An 18,709-nucleotide genomic window follows, 5' to 3' on the forward strand; every position below is an offset into this window, starting at 1 on the left:
AAGAAAAACCCTGGGACGAACCTGAAACGAAAAAACGCGGCACCGGGCCGCGTTTCTTGCTTTCTGCAGGATCCCGGGCCCAGGGGGCCCGGCGGGAACGGACGATGCGATCCAGGAAACCAACGCGGCTAGCCGGCGATGTTCCCCGAGGTAGTTCGATCGAGCATGGAAATGACGCGCATGCCGTTGTCCGTTCGTGTCGCAGTAAGGGTCTACGTTGCCTGGGATTTTAGCACAGCGCCCCCTTGCGGCCCAGCGTGGAACTGCCCGCGCGGGCGCAGGAAGAAGCCGTTCAGCCGCTGCTCCAGCGCATGGGCGATCCAGCCCGAGGTCCGGCCCATGGCCCACAGCGCGCTGGCGGCGCCGGGCGGCAGGTCCCAGGCCGCGCAGGCCGCGACCAGGCCGAGTTCGATCCGCGGCGGCACGCCCACCCTGGCCTGGACCTCGTCCAGGAAGCGCAGCAGGGTCCCCGCGCGCCGGCCGGGACGCGGATGCGCGCGCGCCATGCGTATCAGCAGCGCCGCCCGTGGGTCCCCCTGGGGATAGGATTCGATGCCGAAGGCGGACGAGCGCGCGCGGTCGCGCACCACCCGCGCCACCCAGGCGTCGAGCTGGCCGCGCGAGCGGACGGCGGCCAGCGTGTCCTCGATGCGGTCGCATCCGCCGGCCAGGCCCGTGCCGGACAGGGCCGCCAGCGCCGCCCCCACGCAGGCATGGAGCTCGGCGCCCACCGAGGCGGCGATGCGCGCGCTGAACGTGGGCGGCGACAACTCGTGGTCCGCGCTCAGTATCAGCATGGCGTTCAGCACCCGCAGCAGGTCGGGAGCGGCATCCTTGCCCATCGCCTCGGCCAGGTGCCGGGCCAGCGGCTTGGCGCCGGCCGGCGGCCGGTAGCGGCGCGGGTCGGACAGCAGGCCGCAGCAGCCGGCGAACGCCAGCACGAGCTGCCGCGCCGCCGGGACGGCCCCGCCGCCGCGCACTTCCTCGTCCACCGATCCGCCGCCCAGGGCCAGCGCCGCGGCCTGGAACACCCGGACCATGCGCGGTGTCTCGCCCGGCTCCGGACCGAAGGCGCCCAGTGCGCGGCGGACACGTGCCGGCAGCGGCTGGGCCGGCCAGATGCTGGCGCCCTCGGGCAGCACGCCGGTCCACAGCAGTTCGGCCACGTTCTCGAACGCCCCGGGGTATTCGACCAGTTCGGCCGCCAGGCGCCCCCGGTAGCGCGGCCCGGCCGGCGTGATTTCCGTGATTCCGGTATCGATCACGGGCTGCCCCCAGCGCAGCGCCGTCGCCGCCACCGGGCCATGGCCCATCCGGGCCTGGCTGCGCGTGCGCAGCCCCTCCACTTCGTCGCGCAGGTACAGGCGCGTCTTGCGGCCCGGCTGCGCGACCGGATGCAGCAGGCCGCGGCTGACGTAGGTGTACAGCGTGGCGGCCTTGACCCCCAGCAGACGGCACGCCTCCTTGGAATCGACGAAACCGCCGGCCTCCCAGGCCGGTCCGGCCGCGCCGTTTTCTGATGGATCCATGGTGGGGATGACGGGTTCCGAATACCCGGCGAATCGGCAATACATCGATTATGCAATCGAGATTGATTCGACGTAAATCGATCCATACACTGCGCTGCACATACCATTGCCGCCGATGCGCCAGCACCGGCGAAGACAGGAGACACCACCATGAACCCGCGCATGCCCGCCCCCCGCCGGGCCTTCCTGGCCCTTGCCCTGGCGGCCGCCCTGGCCCCGTCGGCCCACGCCCAGCCCGGCGCCTATCCGTCCCGCCCCATCACCATCGTCGTGCCGTTCCAGGCCGGCGGCGGCGCCGATACCGTGGCGCGCCTGCTGGCCACGAACATCGGCGGCCAGTTGAACGGCCAGACCGTCATCGTCGACAACCGCGCCGGCGCCTCGGGCAACATCGGCGCCAACTACGTCGCGCGCGCCGCCGCCGACGGCTACACGCTGCTGCTGACCAACAGCACCATCACGATCAACGCGGCGCTGAATTTCACCCAGGGATACGACATCAGGAAGGACTTGCGGCCCATCGCCCAGCTCGTGTCCTCGCCGGTAGCGGTGGGCGTCAACAGCGGCTACCCCGCCCGCTCCGTGGCCGAACTGGTCAGCCACCTGCGCGCGAACCCGGGCAAGGCCAACTACTCGTCCTGCGGCAACGGCTCGCCCCAGCACTTCGCCGGCGAAGCCTTCAACCAGGGCGCCAAGGTCGACATGGTGCACGTGCCCTACAACGGCTGCGCCCCGGCCGTCAGCGACGCACTGGGCAACCAGGTTCCCATCCTGTTCAGCACCATCCCCAACATGGCGCCCCATGCCAAGACCGGCAAGCTGCGCATGCTGGGCGTCGCCTCGGCCAAGCGCCTGTCGTTCATGCCAGACGTGCCCGCCATCGCGGAAACGCCGGAATTCAAGGATCTGGACATCAGCGTCTGGTTCGGGCTGTTCGCTCCCGCCGCCACGCCGGCCGACGTGCGCGCCCGCATCGAGCAGGCGGTGCTGGCCACCCTCAAGGATCCCAAGCTGCGCCAGGACTTCCAGTCGCGCTACTACGAAGTCGACGCCCTGGGCGCCGATGGCATGGGCCGGCAGGTGGACAAGGACCTGTCCATGTACGGACAACTGGCCAGGCGGGCCAACATCAAGCTGGAATAACCTCGCCTTCGTCCTACTCCCTTCTCGTTCAATTTTTGTCAGGTATCGCCATGTCCGCCTCTTCCCCCGCCGCAGCCGGCACGCTGCAACAAGTGATCGACGATCTGGTCGTCGCCAACCGCGTGCTGGCCAAGTACAACGTGCTGGACGGCTTCGGCCACGTCAGCGTCCGCCACCCCGAGCGGCCCGGCCACTTCCTGCTATCGCGCTCGCTCGCGCCGGAACTGGTCACCGCCGCCGACATCATGGAATTCGACGCCGAGTCCGAGCCGGTGGCCGGCGAAACGCGCACGCCCTATCTCGAACGCTACATCCATGGCGAGATCTACCGCGCCCGGCCCGACGTGAACGCGGTGGTCCATAGCCACTCGCCGTCGGTCATCCCCTTCGCCAGTTCGTCGGTGCGGCTGCGGCCCATCTATCACATGGCGGGCTTCCTGTCGGGGGGCGCGCCGGTGTTCGACATCCGCTGCTGCTTCGGCGCGACCGACCTGCTGGTGCGCAACCGCGAGCACGGCAAGGAACTGGCGAAGATCCTGGGCCAGCAGAACATCTCGCTGATGCGGGGCCACGGCTTCGTCACCGTCGGCAGCGACGTGCGCATCGCGGTGTACCGCGCGATGTACACCGAGAGCAACGCGGCCCTGCAGCAGAAGGCCATCGGCCTGGGCGGCGAGATCACCTATCTCGACGAGGAAGAAGCCCTGAAGGCGGACACCATGATGGCCGGCGTGATGTTCCGCCCCTGGGAACTGTGGAAGAAGAAGGCGATGGAAGGCTGAGGCCGGTCCGGGCGGCGCGGCGCCGCCCGGACTGCCCCATATCCCGCCTCCCTAGGCGATCTGCGGGAACGGCAGGCTGCGCAGCCGCTTGCCGCTCAGCCTGGCCACCGCGTTGGCCACCGCCGGGGCCACCGGCGGCAGACCAACCTCGCCCATGCCGCCCGGCGCATTGTCGGTCGGCATCACTTTCACCTGCACCGTCGGCGCCTGGTTGGCCCGCAAAAGCGTGTAGGTGTCCAGGTTGTGCTGCTGCACCTGCCCGCCCTTGTAGACCAGACGCTCGCCCAGCGCCGCCGACAGCCCGAACAGCGCGGCCCCCTCGACCTGGGCGCGGATGTTCGCCGGGCTGATCGCATGGCCGCAATCGACCGCGGCCCAGATGCGATGCACCACCGGCCTGCCCTCGAGCAGCGACACCTCGGCCACCATCGCGATGAAGGTATTCCAGGCATCCGAGAAAGCCAGGCCCAGCTCGCGCCCGGCTTCCGGTTTCCGCCCCCAGCCGGCCATCGCGGCGGCCTCGCGCAGCACCGCCTGCGCGCGCGGCTGGCCGGCCGTCAGGTCCAGCCGGTATTGCAGCGGATCCTTGCCCGAGGCCGTGGCGATCTCGTCGATCAGGGACTCCATGGAGAACTTGGTGTAGCCTGCTCCCACGGCCCGCCAGAAACTGACGTCCACGCCGCGCTGCTCGCGGCCATGTTCGATCAACTGATCGGCAATGCCATAGACGCCATCGGCCCCTTCCATGACGGGCGAATCCCGTCCGCCCGATTTTTCATACGCGGCCGGCGCGGTCCGCGCCACGATCCCCTCGGACACCAGGCGATGCCGCCAGCCGACGATGCGCCCCTGCGCGTCGACACCGGCCACCAGGTGCTGGGCCGTCATCGGACGCGGCCGGGCCCGCAGGAAATCGTCCTCGCGGGTCCAGATGACCTGGATGGGCACGCCGGGCATGGCCTTGGCCAGCAGCGCCGCGTGCAGGCTGTAGTCGGCCTCGGCGCGCCGGCCGTAGCCGCCGCCCAGCAGCGTGATGTGGACCCGGATGTTCTCGGGCTTGTAGCCCGCGCCTGCGGCCACGGTGCCGATCACGCCCGACGGCGACTGCGAAGGCACCCAGATCTCGATGGCATCGCCCTGGGCGCGCGCCGTGCAGTTCATGGGCTCCATGGTCACGTGGGCGACATGGTCGGTCGTATAGGTGGCGCGGAAGACCCGCGCCGCCCCGGCGATCTTCCCGGCCGCATCCCCGTGCTTATGCCAGACCGCACCCGCCTCGTCCAGGCGCTCGGCCCGCGCGGCGAACTCCGCCAGCGCGGCCTCGCTGTCGTAGGAACGTGCCCTGGCCTGCTCGCTCCATTTCACCTCCAGCAGTTCGCGCGCCTTGCGGGCCGTGGCGAAGGAATCGGCCACCACCCCCACCCCGCCCGGCAGGCGAACCACCTTGCGAACCCCCGGCACCGCCAGCGCCGCCGCGTCCTTGACCTCCAGCGGCTGCTCGCCCTGCACCGGCGTGTGCAGCACCGCGGCCCACAGCATGCCGGGCAGGCGCACGTCGATACCGAACCGGGCGCCGCCGCCGGACTTGTCCGGCACGTCCACGCGCGGCAGTTCCTTGCCGATCAGCGTGAACGCGGACATGGGCTTGAGCATGCTCTTGTCCACCTTGGGCAGCGACTGCGGCGCGCGCGCCCCCTCGACCAGTTGACCGTAGGTGATGCGGCGGCCGCTGGGCCCATGGACCAGGGTGCTGCGCTCGGCGCGGATCTCGGCGGCCGGCACGCCCCATTGCTCGGCGGCGGCCTGCGCCAGCACCAGCCGGGCCTGCAGGCCGGCCAGGCGCAGCGCCTCGTAGTAGCCCTTCACCGTGCGCGAGGAGCCGGTCACCATCGCGCCGCCGAAGCCGGGATTGCCGAACCGCTTGGGATCGGCGGGCGCCTGCTCGACCCGGACCGTGCTCCAGTCCAGCTCCATTTCCTCGGCCAGGATCAACGGAATCGCCGTCATCGTGCCCTGCCCCATTTCCGAGGCGGGCGAATAGACCACGGCGGTATTGTCCGGCGACAGCGCGACCCAGGCCACCGGGCTGAAACGGGCGGCGGCGGCGTGCGCCTCGGGCAGCAGGCCGGCCAGGCCGCCGCGCACGGCGCTCCAGCCGCCCAGCACGATACCGACCGCGGCGGCGCCGGATCCGGCGATGAAGGCGCGGCGCGTGAGCTTGTTCGTTTCCATGGCGCCTCCTAGGCCGCGGGCTTCTGGGCGACGCTGACCACCGCGTCGGCGATCTGGTTATAGGTCCCGCAGCGGCACAGATTGCCCGCCATGCCTTCCAGGACCTGTTCGCGCGACATCGGCCCGTCCGCCCCCGCCAGCATGCCGGCGGCGGTCATCAGCTGTCCCGACTGGCAGTAGCCGCACTGGGGCACCTGGTGGGCGATCCACGCCTGGCGCAGCGCCTGGCCGGCGCGGGTGTCCATCACCCCCTCGATCGTGGTGACCGAGGCGCCCTTGACCGCCGCCGCCGGCAGCACACACGAACGCGTGGCCTGGCCGTTGAAATGTACGGTACAGGCGCCGCATTGCGCCATGCCGCAGCCGAACTTGGTTCCGGTGAGCTGGAAATCCTCCCGCAGCACCCACAGCAGGGGCTTGTCGTCGGCGACGTCGGCCGACACCTGCTTGCCATTGAGCATGAACTCGATCACGGACTCCTCCTTGGAATAGTCGCGGCTACCTGCCGTGGCGCGGGCCGCCTGACAGCCGCCCGGCGCCGGCTCCCCATGCTAGCGGATGAGTGGCGCAAATGCCACTTTCTTTGAACGCGTTCATAATTTTCCAACATGCCCCGTCGCGGCGCGTTTGGGACGGACGGTACCTCACATTGAACAGGCTGGAGGTTGAACGCCAGCACGGCGCTCCCTAGCATGGACCCCTGCCCGCGTGCGTTTCCCCGGGCATTTCCCATGAAGCAACGAAGGAACAGCGTGACCATAGCGTTCGAACATTCTTTCTCCTCGGATACCCGGGTTCTCGTCACCGGCGGCACATCGGGCATCGGCCGGGCCATCGCCGCGGCGTACGCCGCCGGCGGCGCCCGCGTCACGGCCACCGGCGCGACACGGCATGAAGTGGAGCGCGCGAACGGCGCCGCTGACCTCGCCCAGGTGGACTGCGTCGTCCTGGACGTGCGCGATGCGCAGGCAGTACAACGATTCGCCGCCCGGCTCCAGGATCTGGACGTGCTGGTGAACTGCGCCGGGGTGATCAGGCGCGGGGCCGAACTCACGGATCCGGCGGTTTTCGCCGATGTCGTGGACATCAATCTCAACGGCACCATGCGCATGTGCAGCGCGCTGCGACCGGCATTGGCCGCGCGGCGCGGCGCGATCGTGAACACCACCTCCATTCTGAGCGTCTTTGGGGGCGCCCAGGTGCCGGGCTACTCGGCGTCCAAGGGGGGCGTCGCACAACTGACGAAATCCCTGGCCATCGCCTATGCGGCCGATGGCATTCGCGTCAATGCCATCGCACCGGGTTTCGTGCAGACACCCATGGTCCAGGACATGACCGACAATGCCGAACGCTCGCGCGCGATCGAGGCGCGGACTCCGCTCAAGCGCTGGGGCCAGCCGGAAGACATGATCGGCCCCGTGATGTTTCTCGCGTCGCCGGCCGCCGCCTTCGTCACGGGAGCGGTGCTGCCCGTGGACGGCGGCTATCTGGTCATGTCCAGCGACGCCGCGGGATGAGTGCGGGCGCGATGCCCCGCGCTCACTCCGCCTGGATGGAGAAGGCCTTCACACGCTGCGAGAAGCTGCGCCAGTCGGCATCGACGGACTCCCGCAGGCGGTCGGGCTCGCCCCCCTGCGGCTCGATCCCCAGGCCACGCAGCTTCTCCGCCACGTCCGGCAAGCGCAGCACTTCGTTCACATGGTGATTCAAGCTGGCCACCGTGCTTGCGGGCATGCCCTTGGGCCCGAACAGACCGTACCAGGGCACGATGTCCACGCCCTTGTAGCCCAGTTCGGCAAAAGTCGGAACTTGCGGCAACGTGGGCCAGCGGCGCTCGCCCGACACCGCCAGCGGCTGCAGTTTGCCGGTGCCGAGTTGCTGCGCGACGGCCCCCGGCGAGAGCCAGGCCGCGGTGATCTGCCCGCCCATGAGATCGACCACGGCGGGCGCCACGCCGCGATAGGGAACGTGGCGGATCTGGACACCGGCATCGTGGTTGAGCACCTCGGCGGCTACATGCATGGGCGACCCGATGCCCGGGCTGGCGTAGCTGACGGTCCTGTCATGGCGAGCCATGTCGATGAGTTGCTTGAGATCCCGGGGGCCATCGCCGGCACGGCTGAGCAGCAACAAGGGATTGATCCCGAGCTTCGCCACCGGGGTGAAATCCTTGCTCGGATCGTAGTTCACCCCCGTGCCGAGCCTGAGCACCAGAGGCGTGATCGCCATGGTCTGGGGAGCCAGCAGCAAGGTGTGGCCGTCCGGCGCGGCACGCATCACGCCGGCCGCGCCGATGGCGCCGCTGGCTCCCGGCCGGTTGTCCACGATCACGCGCTGGCCCATGCGCGCGGTGAGTTTCTCGGCCAGGATGCGCGCCAGCACGTCGGTGTCCCCTCCGGCCGGATAGGCCACGACCATCGTGATGGTCTTGGTGGGGAACGGCTGCGCCAGCGTCGGCGCGGCGGCAACGGGCAGCAAGGCGGCCAGGGCCGCAGCGGTCGACAATCGGGACAGACGCAATTTCATGAGGCTTCCTTGATGCGCCGGACTCGGCGCCTGCCGGCATTCTTCTGCTGTAATGGCTGTCCCACAACAACTCAGGCGATCGAACAAAGGCACCGAGCGTCTCAACTTGCTCTGCCCTCGATTCAAGAACAAGGCGCATCGTGGATGCTCTGAGCGAAGTCCTGGCCATCTGCCGCTGTGAGCGCGCCGTCACGGCGCGGTTCACGCTGTCCGGGCCATGGTCGCTGCAGTCGACCGGCGTGAGCGGCGCGATGATCCGCATGGTCGCCGGCAGGCCGTACTGGATGCAGGTCGAGGACGATCCCCCCTTTCTGGTTCAGCCAGGCGACCTGGTGATGCTGCCGCACGGCAGCGCGCATGTGATGTGCTCCGACCCCGGGCTGCCCCCGACGCCGTTCCGGGAGTTGATCGAGCGATACCGCGGAGGCCCCGAGGAAGACACGCCCTTCGTCATGGCCTGGGGTGGAGGCGGCGAGGTGTCGACGATGTTTTCCACGCTTGCCTGGTTCTCCACCTACTGCCGCAGCACGGTGATGGCCATCCTGCCCAGGTTCATTCACTTGCGCGCGAGCGATGTCAGCGTAGGCGGCGGGCTGGCCGGCGCCATGCACCTGCTGGTCGATGAATCATTGGCGCGACGAAGCGGTTGGAAGCTTGCCGCTGCGCGCCTGGCCGACCTGCTGCTGGTCCACATTCTGCGCGAGCACCTGGAAAGCAGGCATCCGCACCAGGCCAATTGGCTGCGCGGGCTCACGCACAAGTCCATCGCTAGCGCGATTGCGCTGATGCATCGGGAACCCGCGCAAGACTGGACCCTGGCTTCCTTGGCCGATGCGGTGCATATGTCGCGCTCGCGCTTCAGCGCGCTGTTCGCGGCCCTTGTGGGCATGACACCCATGGATTACCTCTTTCGCCACCGCATGGCGGCGGCCGCGGGCCTGCTCGAGGAGCGCCGCATGCCCCTGATCGAAGTCGCCGAGCGTGTGGGCTATACGTCGGAGAAGGCGTTTTCACGCGCCTTTACGCGCTGGGCCGGGTACTCGCCGGCCAGACACGTCCAGCGAGGCAACGGCCCCTCCGCCTGACTTCCGGCCGGCAACGCCGCGATGCGCGCAGGGGCAAAAACCATGCAAAAAGGCCCGGTACGAATACTCGTACCGGGCCTCTGGAATCTGGTAGGCGCGATTGGATTCGAACCAACGACCCCCACCATGTCAAGGTGGTGCTCTAACCAACTGAGCTACGCGCCTGCTGTTTGTGCAGCGAAGAATTAAATTCTACATGTAATTTCGAAGAAGTGTCAAACGACACCGGGGCGTCATTCCTTGATGTTCGCGTCCTTCACGATGCGCTGATAGCGCGCCTGCTCTTTCTTGACGAAATCGCCGAATTGCGCGGCGCTGCCCGTACCCGGCACCACGGACTGCTCGGCGAACTTGGCCTTGACCTCGGGCTGCTGCAGGACCTGGTTCAATTCCTGGTTCAGCCTGGCCACGACGTTGGCCGGCGTGCGCGCGGGCGCGAACAGGCCGATCCAGGCCGTCATCGCCATGCCCTTCAGGGCCGGCAGCTCGCCGATGGCGGGCACGTCGGGCAGCGTGGGCAGGCGCTGGGCGGTGGTCACGGCCAGGCCCTTCACCTTCTTCGCAGCCACCAGCGGCACCGCTGAACCCGAGGCCAGGATGGCCAGGTCGACCTGGTTGCCCAGCAGGTCGGTGGTGGCCTGCGCGCCGCCGCGGTACGGCACGTGGCGCAGGCGCACCTGGGCCTGCTGCTGGATGATCTCCATGGCCAGGTGCAGCACGGTGCCTATGCCCGAGGTGGCGTAGGTCAGCGTGTCGGGCTGGGCCTTGGCCATCTCCAGCACCTTGGCGAAGGAGTCCGCTTGCAGGCCGGGGCGGCCCATGATGACCATGGGCTGGGTCGCGATGAGTCCGATGGCGACCAGATCGCGCGCGGTGTCGTACTTGACCGACTGGGGATTGACGTACTGCGCGATGGCCGCCGGGCTGTCCACGCCCAGTAGCAGCGTGTAGCCGTCGGGCTCGGCCTGCGCCGCCCGGTAGGTGCCTATGGTCCCTCCCCCGCCGCCGACGTTGTCGACGATGACCGACTGCCCCAGGCGCTCGCCCAGCTTCTGCGCCACCAGGCGCGCGATGCCGTCGGTGCTGCCGCCGGCCGTGAACGGCACGATCAGGCGGATGGGCTTGGCCGGCCAGGGGGACTGGGCCTGCGCGGTGGCGGCGCATCCCAGCGCCAGGGCCGAAACGAGGAAAGCGCGTCGTAGAGTGGCGGTCATGGTCGTCAGGAAGCGGAGTGTGAGGAAGTGGCGGGGATGCCGAAGTGCTGCAGATGCAATTCGTCGAAGCGGCGATTCCAGTCGGCGCTCCAGGCGCGGCGCCGGCCCGCGTCGACCCAGGCGCCGGCCAGGCCGTTCAGCATGAAGCCGCGCAGGTCGGCAACGGGGAACTCGAAGTCTTCGACCATCATGGTCCAGGCCTTGGTCTGGGTGATGTTGTGCAGGGTGGGATCGTCGCTGTTGGGGTGGATGCGCAGTCCCATCGCGCGCATCTTGCGGATGGGGTGCTCCAGCGCCCAGCGGTCCGGCGGCAGCGTGCGCAGGTAGTACGAATTGGCTGGCACGACCGCGAACACGATGCCCGACTCGACGCAGCGCCGCGCCAACTCCGGCTGGTCGACCACGGTGTAGCCGTGGTCGATGCGATCGACCTTGAGCACGTCCAGCGCGGTCCGCACGTTGGTCCAGGGCAGGCCGTATTCGCCGGCGTGGGCGGTGGTCTTCAGGCCCGCGCGCCGGGCATCGGCATAGGCCTGCTCGAACCACTCCGGCGGGCCGAGCGCCTCGCGGTAGTCGATACCTATGCCCGGCACCTCGTCGCGCCGGGCCGCGACCATCCATTCGACCATTTCCACCGCGGCGGCGGGCGGTGCCTCGCGGTCGATGGCCGGCACCAGGCGTCCGACGATGCCCAGGTCCCGCTCGGCGTCGTGGATGGCGCGCACCATGGCGTCCTGGATGGCGGCATAGGAAAGGCCCGAGCCGCGCACCGAACCCGTGGGATTCCAGAAGAACTCCGCGTACAGCACGTTGTGTGCGCGGGCATCCTCCAGGTATTCGCGGGTCACGCGGTAGAAATCGTCCAGCGTCCGCAGGCCGTAGTCCTCCAGCGCGCGCAGCCCGGGAATCGCCCCCTGGCGCTTCTCGCCATGGGCGTACAGGCCATCGATCTGTTCGCTGGACAGGCCGCCCTTGCCGCCGGCCAGTTCATGGAAGGTGGAACGGCGCAGCGCGCCCAGCAGGTGGCAGTGCAGCTCGGCCTTGGGCAGCGCGTGGCAGAAGGCGCGTACGGCCTCGGTGGAAATTCGGGTATCGGGCATGTCCGGCAACTCCATCCAGGCGGGGTCAATCCCCCGCGTACAGGTCCTTGTACAGGAAGGGATCGGGCTTGCGCGCCAGCATCGCGACCACGGTCGCGGCGATGCCTTCCTTGCGCCCCAGGAAGCCCAGGGCCTCGTTGGTCTTGGCCTTGATGTTGACGCAGGCCCCGGGCACGCCCAGGTCCTGGGCGATGTTGGCGACCATGGCCGGCGCGTGGGGACCGATCTTGGGCGCCTGGGCATGGACCGTCGCATCGACGTTGATGACCTGCCAGCCGGCTTCGCTTACCCGCTGCATCGCGGTGCGCAGCAGCAGCCGGCTGTCGGCGCCGGCATAGGCGGGATCGGTATCGGGAAAGTGGCGGCCGATGTCGCCCAGCCCCGCCGCGCCCAGGATGGCGTCGGTAACCGCGTGCAGCAGCACGTCGGCGTCGGAGTGGCCCAGGAGGCCGTGCGTATGCTCGATCCTGACGCCGCCGATGATCAGCGGCCGGCCCTCGACCAGGGCGTGCACGTCGTAGCCCTGCCCGATGCGGTAGGGATAGGTGGTGGGATCGATGTCCTTGTCTTTGTTCATGTTTCGTCCAGCAGTTTTTCCATCAAGGCGAAGTCCTGGGGCCAGGTCACCTTGAAATTCGACAGGGTGCCCGCCACCAGGCGGGGCGCCAGCCCCAGCGCCTCGACCGCGCTGGCCTCGTCGGTCACGGCCAGCCCGCGCACGGCGGCATGGGCCAGCGCGCGGCGCAGCAGGCCGGCCCGGAACATCTGCGGGGTCTGGGCCTGCCACAGCCCGTCGCGCGGCACCGTGCCGGCCACCCGGGGCACGGCGCCGCCGCCCTGGGTCTTGATAGTGTCGGCCACGGGCATGGCCACCAGCCCGCCCACCTCGTCGTCCAGGCAGGCGTCGATCAGTGCCTGCAGCACCGCCGGCGGCAAGCCCGGCCGCGCGGCGTCGTGCACCAGGACCCAGTCGTCGGCCTCGGCCCCGCAGCGCGCCAGCGCATTGGTGACGGTGTCGGCGCGCGTGGCGCCGCCACAGGGCAGGCAGGCCACGCGGGGCAGCCCCGCCAGCGCGGCGCCGGCCAGGGTGTCGTCCGGGCCGACGGCCACCACCACCTGGCCGATGCGGTCATCGCGCAACAGTGCCTGGACCGCATGGCGCAGCATGGGCTGGCCGCGCAGCAGCCGGTATTGCTTGGGCTGCACCGGCGCGCAGGCCGCCGGATCCTGCGCGGGATCGGCGGCGCGCGCGCCCACGCCGCCGGCCGGCACGATGGCGATCAATCGGGAAATCGGTCTCATGGCTTCTATAATACGGAATTGCCGCCACGCCCGCGCCGGCCCCTGGGCGACGCTCTTCCCGCGAAACCGATGTCCCTGCCAGCCAGCACCGCTTCCACGTCTTCCTCTTCCGCCAGCACGCCCGCAGCCTGCCTGCCTTCGGCGTTGACGCAGGCCGTGCTGACCGCGCTCAAGCCCGGCGAACGCTACGCCCAGCCCCGCCCGCCGGGCGCCGGCGACGCCTGGCTGCTGGCCGACCTGGCGCGCCGCGCCGGCAAGCCGCTGGCGGTGCTGACGGCCGATCCGCTGGACGCCCAGCGCCTGGCCGAGGAAATCCGCCTGTTCTCGCCCGGCCTGCGGGTACACCAGTTTCCCGATTGGGAAACCCTGCCCTACGACGCGTTCTCGCCCCACGAGGACCTGATCTCCGAGCGCCTGAAGGCCCTGCACGCCCTGCTGCGCCAGGACGTGGACGTGCTGACGATACCGGTCACGACCGCGCTGTACCGGCTGGCCCCGCCCGCGTTCCTGGCGGCCTACACCTTCTCGTTCAAGCAGGGCGACCGGCTGGACGAGGCCGCGCTGCGGGCACAGTTGACGCTGGCCAACTACACGCACGTCACCCAGGTGACCGCGCCGGGCGAATTCTGCATCCGCGGCAGCCTGATCGACCTGTTTCCCATGGGCTCGGCCCTGCCCTATCGGCTGGACCTGTTCGACGACACCATAGAGTCCATCCGCAGCTTCGACATCGACACCCAGCGCAGCCTGTATCCCGTCAAGGAAATCCAGATGCTGCCGGGCCGCGAGTTCCCGATGGACGAGGCCGCGCGCAACGAATTCCGCGCGCGCTTCCGCGAGGAATTCGAGGGCGACCCGTCGCGCGCCACGCCCTACAAGGACATCGGCAACGGCATCGCCTTCCCGGGCGTCGAATACTACCTGCCGCTGTTCTTCGACGAGACGGCCACGCTGTTCGACTACCTGGGCGAGCAGACCATCGCGGTCACGCTGGGCGACGCCGAGGACACCATCCGGCGCTTCCTGCAGGACACCTCCAGCCGCTACGAATTCCTCAAGAGCGACCGCGAGCGCCCCATCCTGCCCCCGTCCCGGATTTTCCTGGACACCGACGGCCTGTTCGGCCACTTGAAGCGCTTCGCCCGCCTGGCCCTGGCCGGCGACCGCCCGCACCCGGCCTTCGCCGCGCCGCCCGAGGTCGCCGTGCAGCGCAAGGCCGAGGATCCGGTGGCGCGCCTGCGCGCGCTGGCTGCCCGGCAGGACCAGCGGGTGCTGCTGTGCGCCGAATCGGCGGGACGCCGCGAGACCATCGCGCAGATGCTGGCCGAGTTCGGACTGGACCCCGAGCCGGTGGAGTCCGTGCAGGACTTCCTGGGCCGCACGGCCTCCTTCGCGATCGGCATCGCTCCGCTGTCCTCGGGCTTCGGCCTGGCCGACCCCAGGCTGCTGTTCCTGACCGAGAGCGACCTGTTCCCGGGCCATGCCGTGCGCCGCGGCAAACGCGGCCAGGAGCGGGCCAGCAACGTCGAATCCATGGTGCGCGACCTGTCCGAACTGCGCGTGGGCGATCCGGTCGTCCACGTCCAGCACGGCATCGGCCGCTACCAGGGCCTGGTCAGCATGGACATCGGCGAAGGCGAGATGGAGTTCCTGCACCTGGAGTACGCCGGCGGCAGCACGCTGTACGTGCCGGTGTCGCAGTTGCACGTGATCGCGCGCTACAGCGGCGCCGACCCCGAGACCGCGCCGCTGCACCAGCTCGGCTCCGGCCAGTGGGAGAAAGCCCGCCGCAAGGCCGCCGCCCAGGCGCGCGACGCGGCCGCCGAGCTGCTGAACCTGTACGCCCGCCGCGCGCTGCGCCAGGGCCACATGTTCAAGCTGCCCATGTCCGACTACGAGGCCTTCGCCGAATCCTTCGGCTTCGAGGAAACGCCGGACCAGGCCGCCGCCATCCAGGCCGTGATCCAGGACATGACTTCGGGCAAGCCCATGGACCGCCTGGTATGCGGCGACGTGGGCTTCGGCAAGACCGAGGTGGCGCTGCGCGCCGCCTTCATCTCCGTGGCCAACAGCAAGCAGGTCGCGCTTTTGTGTCCCACCACCCTGCTGGCCGAGCAGCACGCGCAGAACTTCGCCGATCGCTTCGCCGACTGGCCGGTCCGCGTGGTCGAGCTGTCCCGCTTCAAGTCGACCAAGGAGATCAGCGCCTCCATCGAGCAGATCAACGACGGCCGGGTCGACATCGTCATCGGCACGCACAAGCTGCTGTCGGACAAGGTCAGGTTCAAGAACCTCGGCCTGGTCATCATCGACGAGGAACACCGCTTCGGCGTGCGCCAGAAAGAAGCCCTCAAGGCGCTGCGCGCCGAGGTCGACGTGCTCACGCTGACCGCCACGCCCATCCCCCGCACGCTGGGCATGTCGCTGGAAGGCATACGCGATTTCTCGGTCATCGCCACCGCCCCGCAGAAGCGGCTGGCGATCAAGACCTTCGTGCGGCGCGAGGACGGCAGCACCATCCGCGAGGCCCTGCTGCGCGAGCTCAAGCGCGGCGGCCAGGTGTACTTCCTGCACAACGAGGTCGAGACCATCCACAACCGCCGCGCCAAGCTCGAGGAACTCGTGCCCGAGGCGCGCATCGCGGTCGCGCACGGCCAGATGCCCGAGCGCGAGCTGGAGCAGGTCATGAAGGCCTTCTACCAGCAGAAGTACAACGTGCTCCTGTGCACCACCATCATCGAGACCGGCATCGACGTGCCCACGGCCAACACCATCGTGCTGCATCGCGCCGACCGCTTCGGCCTGGCCCAGCTGCACCAGTTGCGCGGCCGTGTCGGGCGCTCGCACCACCAGGCCTACGCCTACCTGCTGACGCCCGGCGAGGACGCCATCACCAGCAACGCCAGGAAGCGCCTGGAAGCCATCCAGGCCATGGAGGAACTGGGCTCGGGCTTCTACCTGGCCATGCACGATCTCGAGATACGCGGCGTGGGCGAGGTACTGGGCGAATCGCAGTCGGGCAACATCCAGGAAGTGGGCTTCCAGATGTACACCGATATGCTGAACGAGGCGGTCCGGGCCCTGAAGAACGGCCGCGAGCCCGACCTGAACGCCCCGCTGTCGGCCACCACCGAGATCAACCTGCACGTGCCCGCGCTGCTGCCGCAGGACTACTGCGGCGACGTCCACGCGCGCCTGGCCATCTACAAGCGCCTGGCCAACTGCGAGGACGCCGCCGACATCGACACGATCCAGGAAGAACTGATCGACCGTTTCGGCAAGCTGCCCGAGGCCGCGCGCGCCCTGATCGAGATCCACCGGCTGCGCCTGGCGGCCAAGTCGGTGGGCGTGATCAAGATCGACGCCAGCGAATCGGCCGCCGTGCTGCAATTCGAGCCCAATCCCCCCATCGACCCGATGCGCGTCATCAGCCTGGTCCAGAAGAACCGGCACATGCGCCTGTCGGGCCAGGACAAGCTGCGCATCGAGATCAAGGGCGCCGACCTGAAGGCGCGCGTGGACGCCGTGCGCACGGTGCTGCGCTCGCTGGTCTGAATCCGTTTCCCCTTTCCCTTCCCTACCCATGACCCATCTCGTTATCCAGGCCCCCGACCTTGCCCAGGCAGCCATCGAACACGTCTCGGCCCTGGCCCGTGCCCGGCGCATCGTCGAACTCGCGCCCGGCGCCGTCCGCCTGACCGAAGCCGACGACGCGCCCGCCGCGCGCGCCCAGGTAGCCGCCTATTGCCAGGAGGCCCGCGTGGACTGGGCCTACGTCGAGCCCGGCGCCCGGCTGGCCGACTGGAAGGTGCTGGCCATGGACATGGACTCGACCCTGATCAACATCGAATGCATCGACGAGATCGCCGACATGGCCGGCCTCAAGCCGCAGGTGGCCGCCATTACCGAGGCCGCGATGCGGGGCGAGATCGCCGATTTCAGCGAAAGCCTGACCCGCCGCGTGGCGCTGCTGCAGGGGCTGCCGCTGGAAGCGCTGGAACAGGTCTACGTGGAACGGCTGCGGCTGAACCCCGGCGCCGAGCGGCTGCTGCTGGCGGCGCAGCGGGTGGGCATCAAGACCCTGCTGGTCTCGGGCGGCTTCACCTGGTTCACCAGCCGCCTGCAGCAGCGGCTCCAGTTGAACGAGGCGCATGCCAACACGCTGGAGGTCGAGGACGGCCGGCTCACGGGCAAGGTGCAGGGCGCCATCCTGGACGCCGACGCCAAGGCTCGCCACCTGCGCGAGTTCGCCCAGCGCCACGGCGCGCCGCTGGCGCGCGCGATTGCCGTGGGCGACGGCGCCAACGACCTGAAGATGCTGGGACTGGCCGGCCTGAGCGTGGCCTACCACGCCAAGCCTGTGGTGCGCGAACAAACCAGCCGCGCGCTGAACGTCTGCGGCCTGGACGGCATCCTGAACTGGTTCGAGGATACCCTGGGCTGATCCGCGGCCGCTTCTGTTGTAGTGTTACGGTCCAGCCCCACTTTCAGGATTTGCCCGCCATGTCACCACGCCCAGCCAAGGCTTCGGCGGATGCGCCCCGCACCCGCGATGCCGAACGCACGCGCCAGATCATCCTGGAGGCCGCGACCGCCGAGTTCGCGTCGCTGGGCCTGGGCGGGGCCCGCATGGACCGTATCGCCGAACGCGCCAAGGTCGACAAGCGCCTGATCTACTACTACTTCAACAACAAGGACGACCTGTTCCTGGCCGTGATGGAACGCGCCTATGCCGCGATCCGCCAGGCCGAACGGGAACTGCACCTGGAAGCGTTGAGCCCGCCCGATGCGGTGCGCCGGCTGGTCGAGTTCACCTGGCACTACTATCTGGAAAACCCGGAGTTCCTGTGCCTGCTCAACAACGAGAACCTGCACCAGGCCACCCATCTGAAGCGGTCGTCCCAGGTGCGGGACATGCACTCGCCCTTCGTGCAGTGGCTGGCCGACATCCTGGAGCGCGGCCAGGCGCAGGGGCTGTTCCGCGCCGGCGTCGACCCGGTGCAGCTCTACATCTCGATTGCCAGCGTGGCCTATTTCTATTTGTCCAACCAGTACACGCTGTCGGAAATCTTCGGCCGCGACCTGATGGCGCCCCCCGCGCTGGACGAGCGGCTGGCCCACATGGTCGACGTCATCCTGGGCTACCTGCGCCCCTGACCGTCTCGTCCTTCACCAGCGGCGTTCCCGTGGCCGCGTAGACGTGCCGGACGACGTCCCCGGCGCCGTCGTCGAAGCGGCGCCGCGCGGGCTGCTCGAAAAAGGCCGCCGGCGCCGGTCCCGCCGCGTGCGTTGGCGTGGCGAAATCGAAGATCTCCAGGTAATGGCCGGGATCGCGGACCTGGCGGAACAGCCGGTATCGGGTGCAGCCCGGCATGTCCGCGCTGGCCCTTCCCTGCTCAAGTCCGTCGGCTGCGGTCAGGTCGCGCGGCGCGCGGAAGGCCCGCAGCAGCACGGCGCCGGGATCCGGATGTCTGCCGTGCGACACCGAGGCCAGGCGGACAAGGTTCTGCCGGATGCGATCCTTGCCGAAGAAAGTCCATATCCTGCCCGACCAGGGCGTCGGATGCGTGACCACGTGCTGGAAGCCCGGGCTCTCCTCCACGCTTTCGTCGCGCGTCTCGTACAGCGCCAGGAACTTGGGAAAAACCTGGTCGCAGTAATAGCGGCGGCCGCTGACGAACCCCTCCAGGCCGACCACCTGCGGGATGTGCTCCAGCTCGTACCACGCATGGAACTCTTCCTCGCGATGCGGCGGCACGTGCAGCCAGACGGCGATCAAGCCGGTTGCTTGCATGC

The 18,709-nt window shown here is 69.1% G+C and carries 16 protein-coding genes and 1 tRNA gene; 7 read left to right on the forward strand and 10 right to left on the reverse strand.

Annotated elements, in window-relative coordinates:
* Nucleotides 1–212 precede the first annotated feature (212 nt).
* A complete protein-coding gene (locus EV675_RS18540; RefSeq protein ID WP_165404646.1) occupies nucleotides 213–1,529 on the reverse strand; it encodes a citrate synthase in 1,317 nt (438 codons plus the stop codon).
* A 150-nt stretch (nucleotides 1,530–1,679) separates the two neighbouring features.
* On the opposite strand from EV675_RS18540, the gene EV675_RS18545 reads away from it, so the two are divergent.
* Nucleotides 1,680–2,672, forward strand: coding sequence for a tripartite tricarboxylate transporter substrate binding protein (locus tag EV675_RS18545; RefSeq protein WP_242621495.1), 993 nt, complete (start codon nucleotides 1,680–1,682; stop codon nucleotides 2,670–2,672).
* Between the two features lie 50 nt (nucleotides 2,673–2,722).
* The gene (locus tag EV675_RS18550; RefSeq protein ID WP_130358671.1) at nucleotides 2,723–3,454 is read left to right on the forward strand and encodes a class II aldolase/adducin family protein; all 732 of its coding nucleotides are present in this window, start codon (nucleotides 2,723–2,725) and stop codon (nucleotides 3,452–3,454) included.
* Between the two features lie 51 nt (nucleotides 3,455–3,505).
* On the opposite strand, the gene EV675_RS18555 is transcribed toward EV675_RS18550, so the two are convergent.
* Together EV675_RS18555 and EV675_RS18560 are read right to left on the reverse strand one after the other, a co-directional pair.
* Nucleotides 3,506–5,686, reverse strand: a complete 2,181-nt coding sequence (locus tag EV675_RS18555) for a xanthine dehydrogenase family protein molybdopterin-binding subunit (RefSeq protein WP_130358672.1) — start codon at nucleotides 5,684–5,686, stop codon at nucleotides 3,506–3,508.
* Between the two features lie 8 nt (nucleotides 5,687–5,694).
* A complete protein-coding gene (locus EV675_RS18560; RefSeq protein ID WP_130358673.1) occupies nucleotides 5,695–6,159 on the reverse strand; it encodes a (2Fe-2S)-binding protein in 465 nt (154 codons plus the stop codon).
* A 285-nt stretch (nucleotides 6,160–6,444) separates the two neighbouring features.
* On the opposite strand from EV675_RS18560, the gene EV675_RS18565 reads away from it, so the two are divergent.
* Nucleotides 6,445–7,203, forward strand: a complete 759-nt coding sequence (locus EV675_RS18565; protein WP_242621557.1) for an SDR family NAD(P)-dependent oxidoreductase — start codon at nucleotides 6,445–6,447, stop codon at nucleotides 7,201–7,203.
* Nucleotides 7,204–7,225: 22 nt separating this feature from the next.
* On the opposite strand, the gene EV675_RS18570 is transcribed toward EV675_RS18565, so the two are convergent.
* On the reverse strand, nucleotides 7,226–8,212 hold the full coding sequence (locus tag EV675_RS18570; protein ID WP_130358674.1) for a Bug family tripartite tricarboxylate transporter substrate binding protein: 987 nt from the start codon (nucleotides 8,210–8,212) through the stop codon (nucleotides 7,226–7,228).
* Between the two features lie 140 nt (nucleotides 8,213–8,352).
* On the opposite strand from EV675_RS18570, the gene EV675_RS18575 reads away from it, so the two are divergent.
* Nucleotides 8,353–9,297 (forward strand): AraC family transcriptional regulator, encoded by a 945-nt coding sequence (locus tag EV675_RS18575; RefSeq protein ID WP_242621496.1) that lies wholly within the window; start codon nucleotides 8,353–8,355, stop codon nucleotides 9,295–9,297.
* A gap of 88 nt (nucleotides 9,298–9,385) precedes the next feature.
* Here EV675_RS18575 and EV675_RS18580 read toward each other — a convergent pair.
* From EV675_RS18580 to ispD, 5 genes are all read right to left on the reverse strand, one after another.
* Nucleotides 9,386–9,462: transfer RNA gene (locus EV675_RS18580), tRNA-Val, on the reverse strand.
* A gap of 68 nt (nucleotides 9,463–9,530) precedes the next feature.
* Entirely contained in the window at nucleotides 9,531–10,511 is a 981-nt protein-coding gene (locus EV675_RS18585; protein WP_130358675.1) for a Bug family tripartite tricarboxylate transporter substrate binding protein, read from the reverse strand.
* A 5-nt stretch (nucleotides 10,512–10,516) separates the two neighbouring features.
* Nucleotides 10,517–11,611, reverse strand: coding sequence for an adenosine deaminase family protein (locus EV675_RS18590; protein ID WP_130358676.1), 1,095 nt, complete (start codon nucleotides 11,609–11,611; stop codon nucleotides 10,517–10,519).
* A 25-nt stretch (nucleotides 11,612–11,636) separates the two neighbouring features.
* Nucleotides 11,637–12,188 (reverse strand): 2-C-methyl-D-erythritol 2,4-cyclodiphosphate synthase, encoded by a 552-nt coding sequence (gene ispF / locus EV675_RS18595; RefSeq protein WP_130358677.1) that lies wholly within the window; start codon nucleotides 12,186–12,188, stop codon nucleotides 11,637–11,639.
* Nucleotides 12,185–12,913, reverse strand: coding sequence for a 2-C-methyl-D-erythritol 4-phosphate cytidylyltransferase (gene ispD, locus EV675_RS18600; protein WP_130358678.1), 729 nt, complete (start codon nucleotides 12,911–12,913; stop codon nucleotides 12,185–12,187). The genes ispF and ispD overlap by 4 nt, the downstream gene beginning before the upstream one ends.
* A gap of 69 nt (nucleotides 12,914–12,982) precedes the next feature.
* On the opposite strand from ispD, the gene mfd reads away from it, so the two are divergent.
* Genes mfd through EV675_RS18615 form a run of 3 tightly spaced genes read left to right on the forward strand, consistent with a single transcriptional unit; the run spans nucleotide 12,983 to nucleotide 18,070 of the window.
* Nucleotides 12,983–16,468, forward strand: coding sequence for a transcription-repair coupling factor (gene mfd / locus EV675_RS18605; RefSeq protein ID WP_130358679.1), 3,486 nt, complete (start codon nucleotides 12,983–12,985; stop codon nucleotides 16,466–16,468).
* Nucleotides 16,469–16,496: 28 nt separating this feature from the next.
* Nucleotides 16,497–17,357 carry a phosphoserine phosphatase SerB gene (gene serB, locus EV675_RS18610; RefSeq protein ID WP_130358680.1) on the forward strand — a complete coding sequence of 287 codons (861 nt, stop codon included), beginning with the start codon at nucleotides 16,497–16,499 and terminating at the stop codon, nucleotides 17,355–17,357.
* 59 nt (nucleotides 17,358–17,416) lie between these two features.
* On the forward strand, nucleotides 17,417–18,070 hold the full coding sequence (locus EV675_RS18615; protein WP_130358681.1) for a TetR/AcrR family transcriptional regulator: 654 nt from the start codon (nucleotides 17,417–17,419) through the stop codon (nucleotides 18,068–18,070).
* Here EV675_RS18615 and EV675_RS18620 read toward each other — a convergent pair.
* On the reverse strand, nucleotides 18,045–18,707 hold the full coding sequence (locus EV675_RS18620) for a DUF4286 family protein (RefSeq protein ID WP_130358682.1): 663 nt from the start codon (nucleotides 18,705–18,707) through the stop codon (nucleotides 18,045–18,047). The two genes, EV675_RS18615 and EV675_RS18620, sit on opposite strands and share 26 nt — an antisense overlap.
* Nucleotides 18,708–18,709: the final 2 nt, after the last annotated feature.

The organism is Pigmentiphaga kullae, assembly GCF_004216695.1.
GTDB classification, from domain to species: Bacteria; Pseudomonadota; Gammaproteobacteria; order Burkholderiales; family Burkholderiaceae_B; genus Pigmentiphaga; species Pigmentiphaga kullae.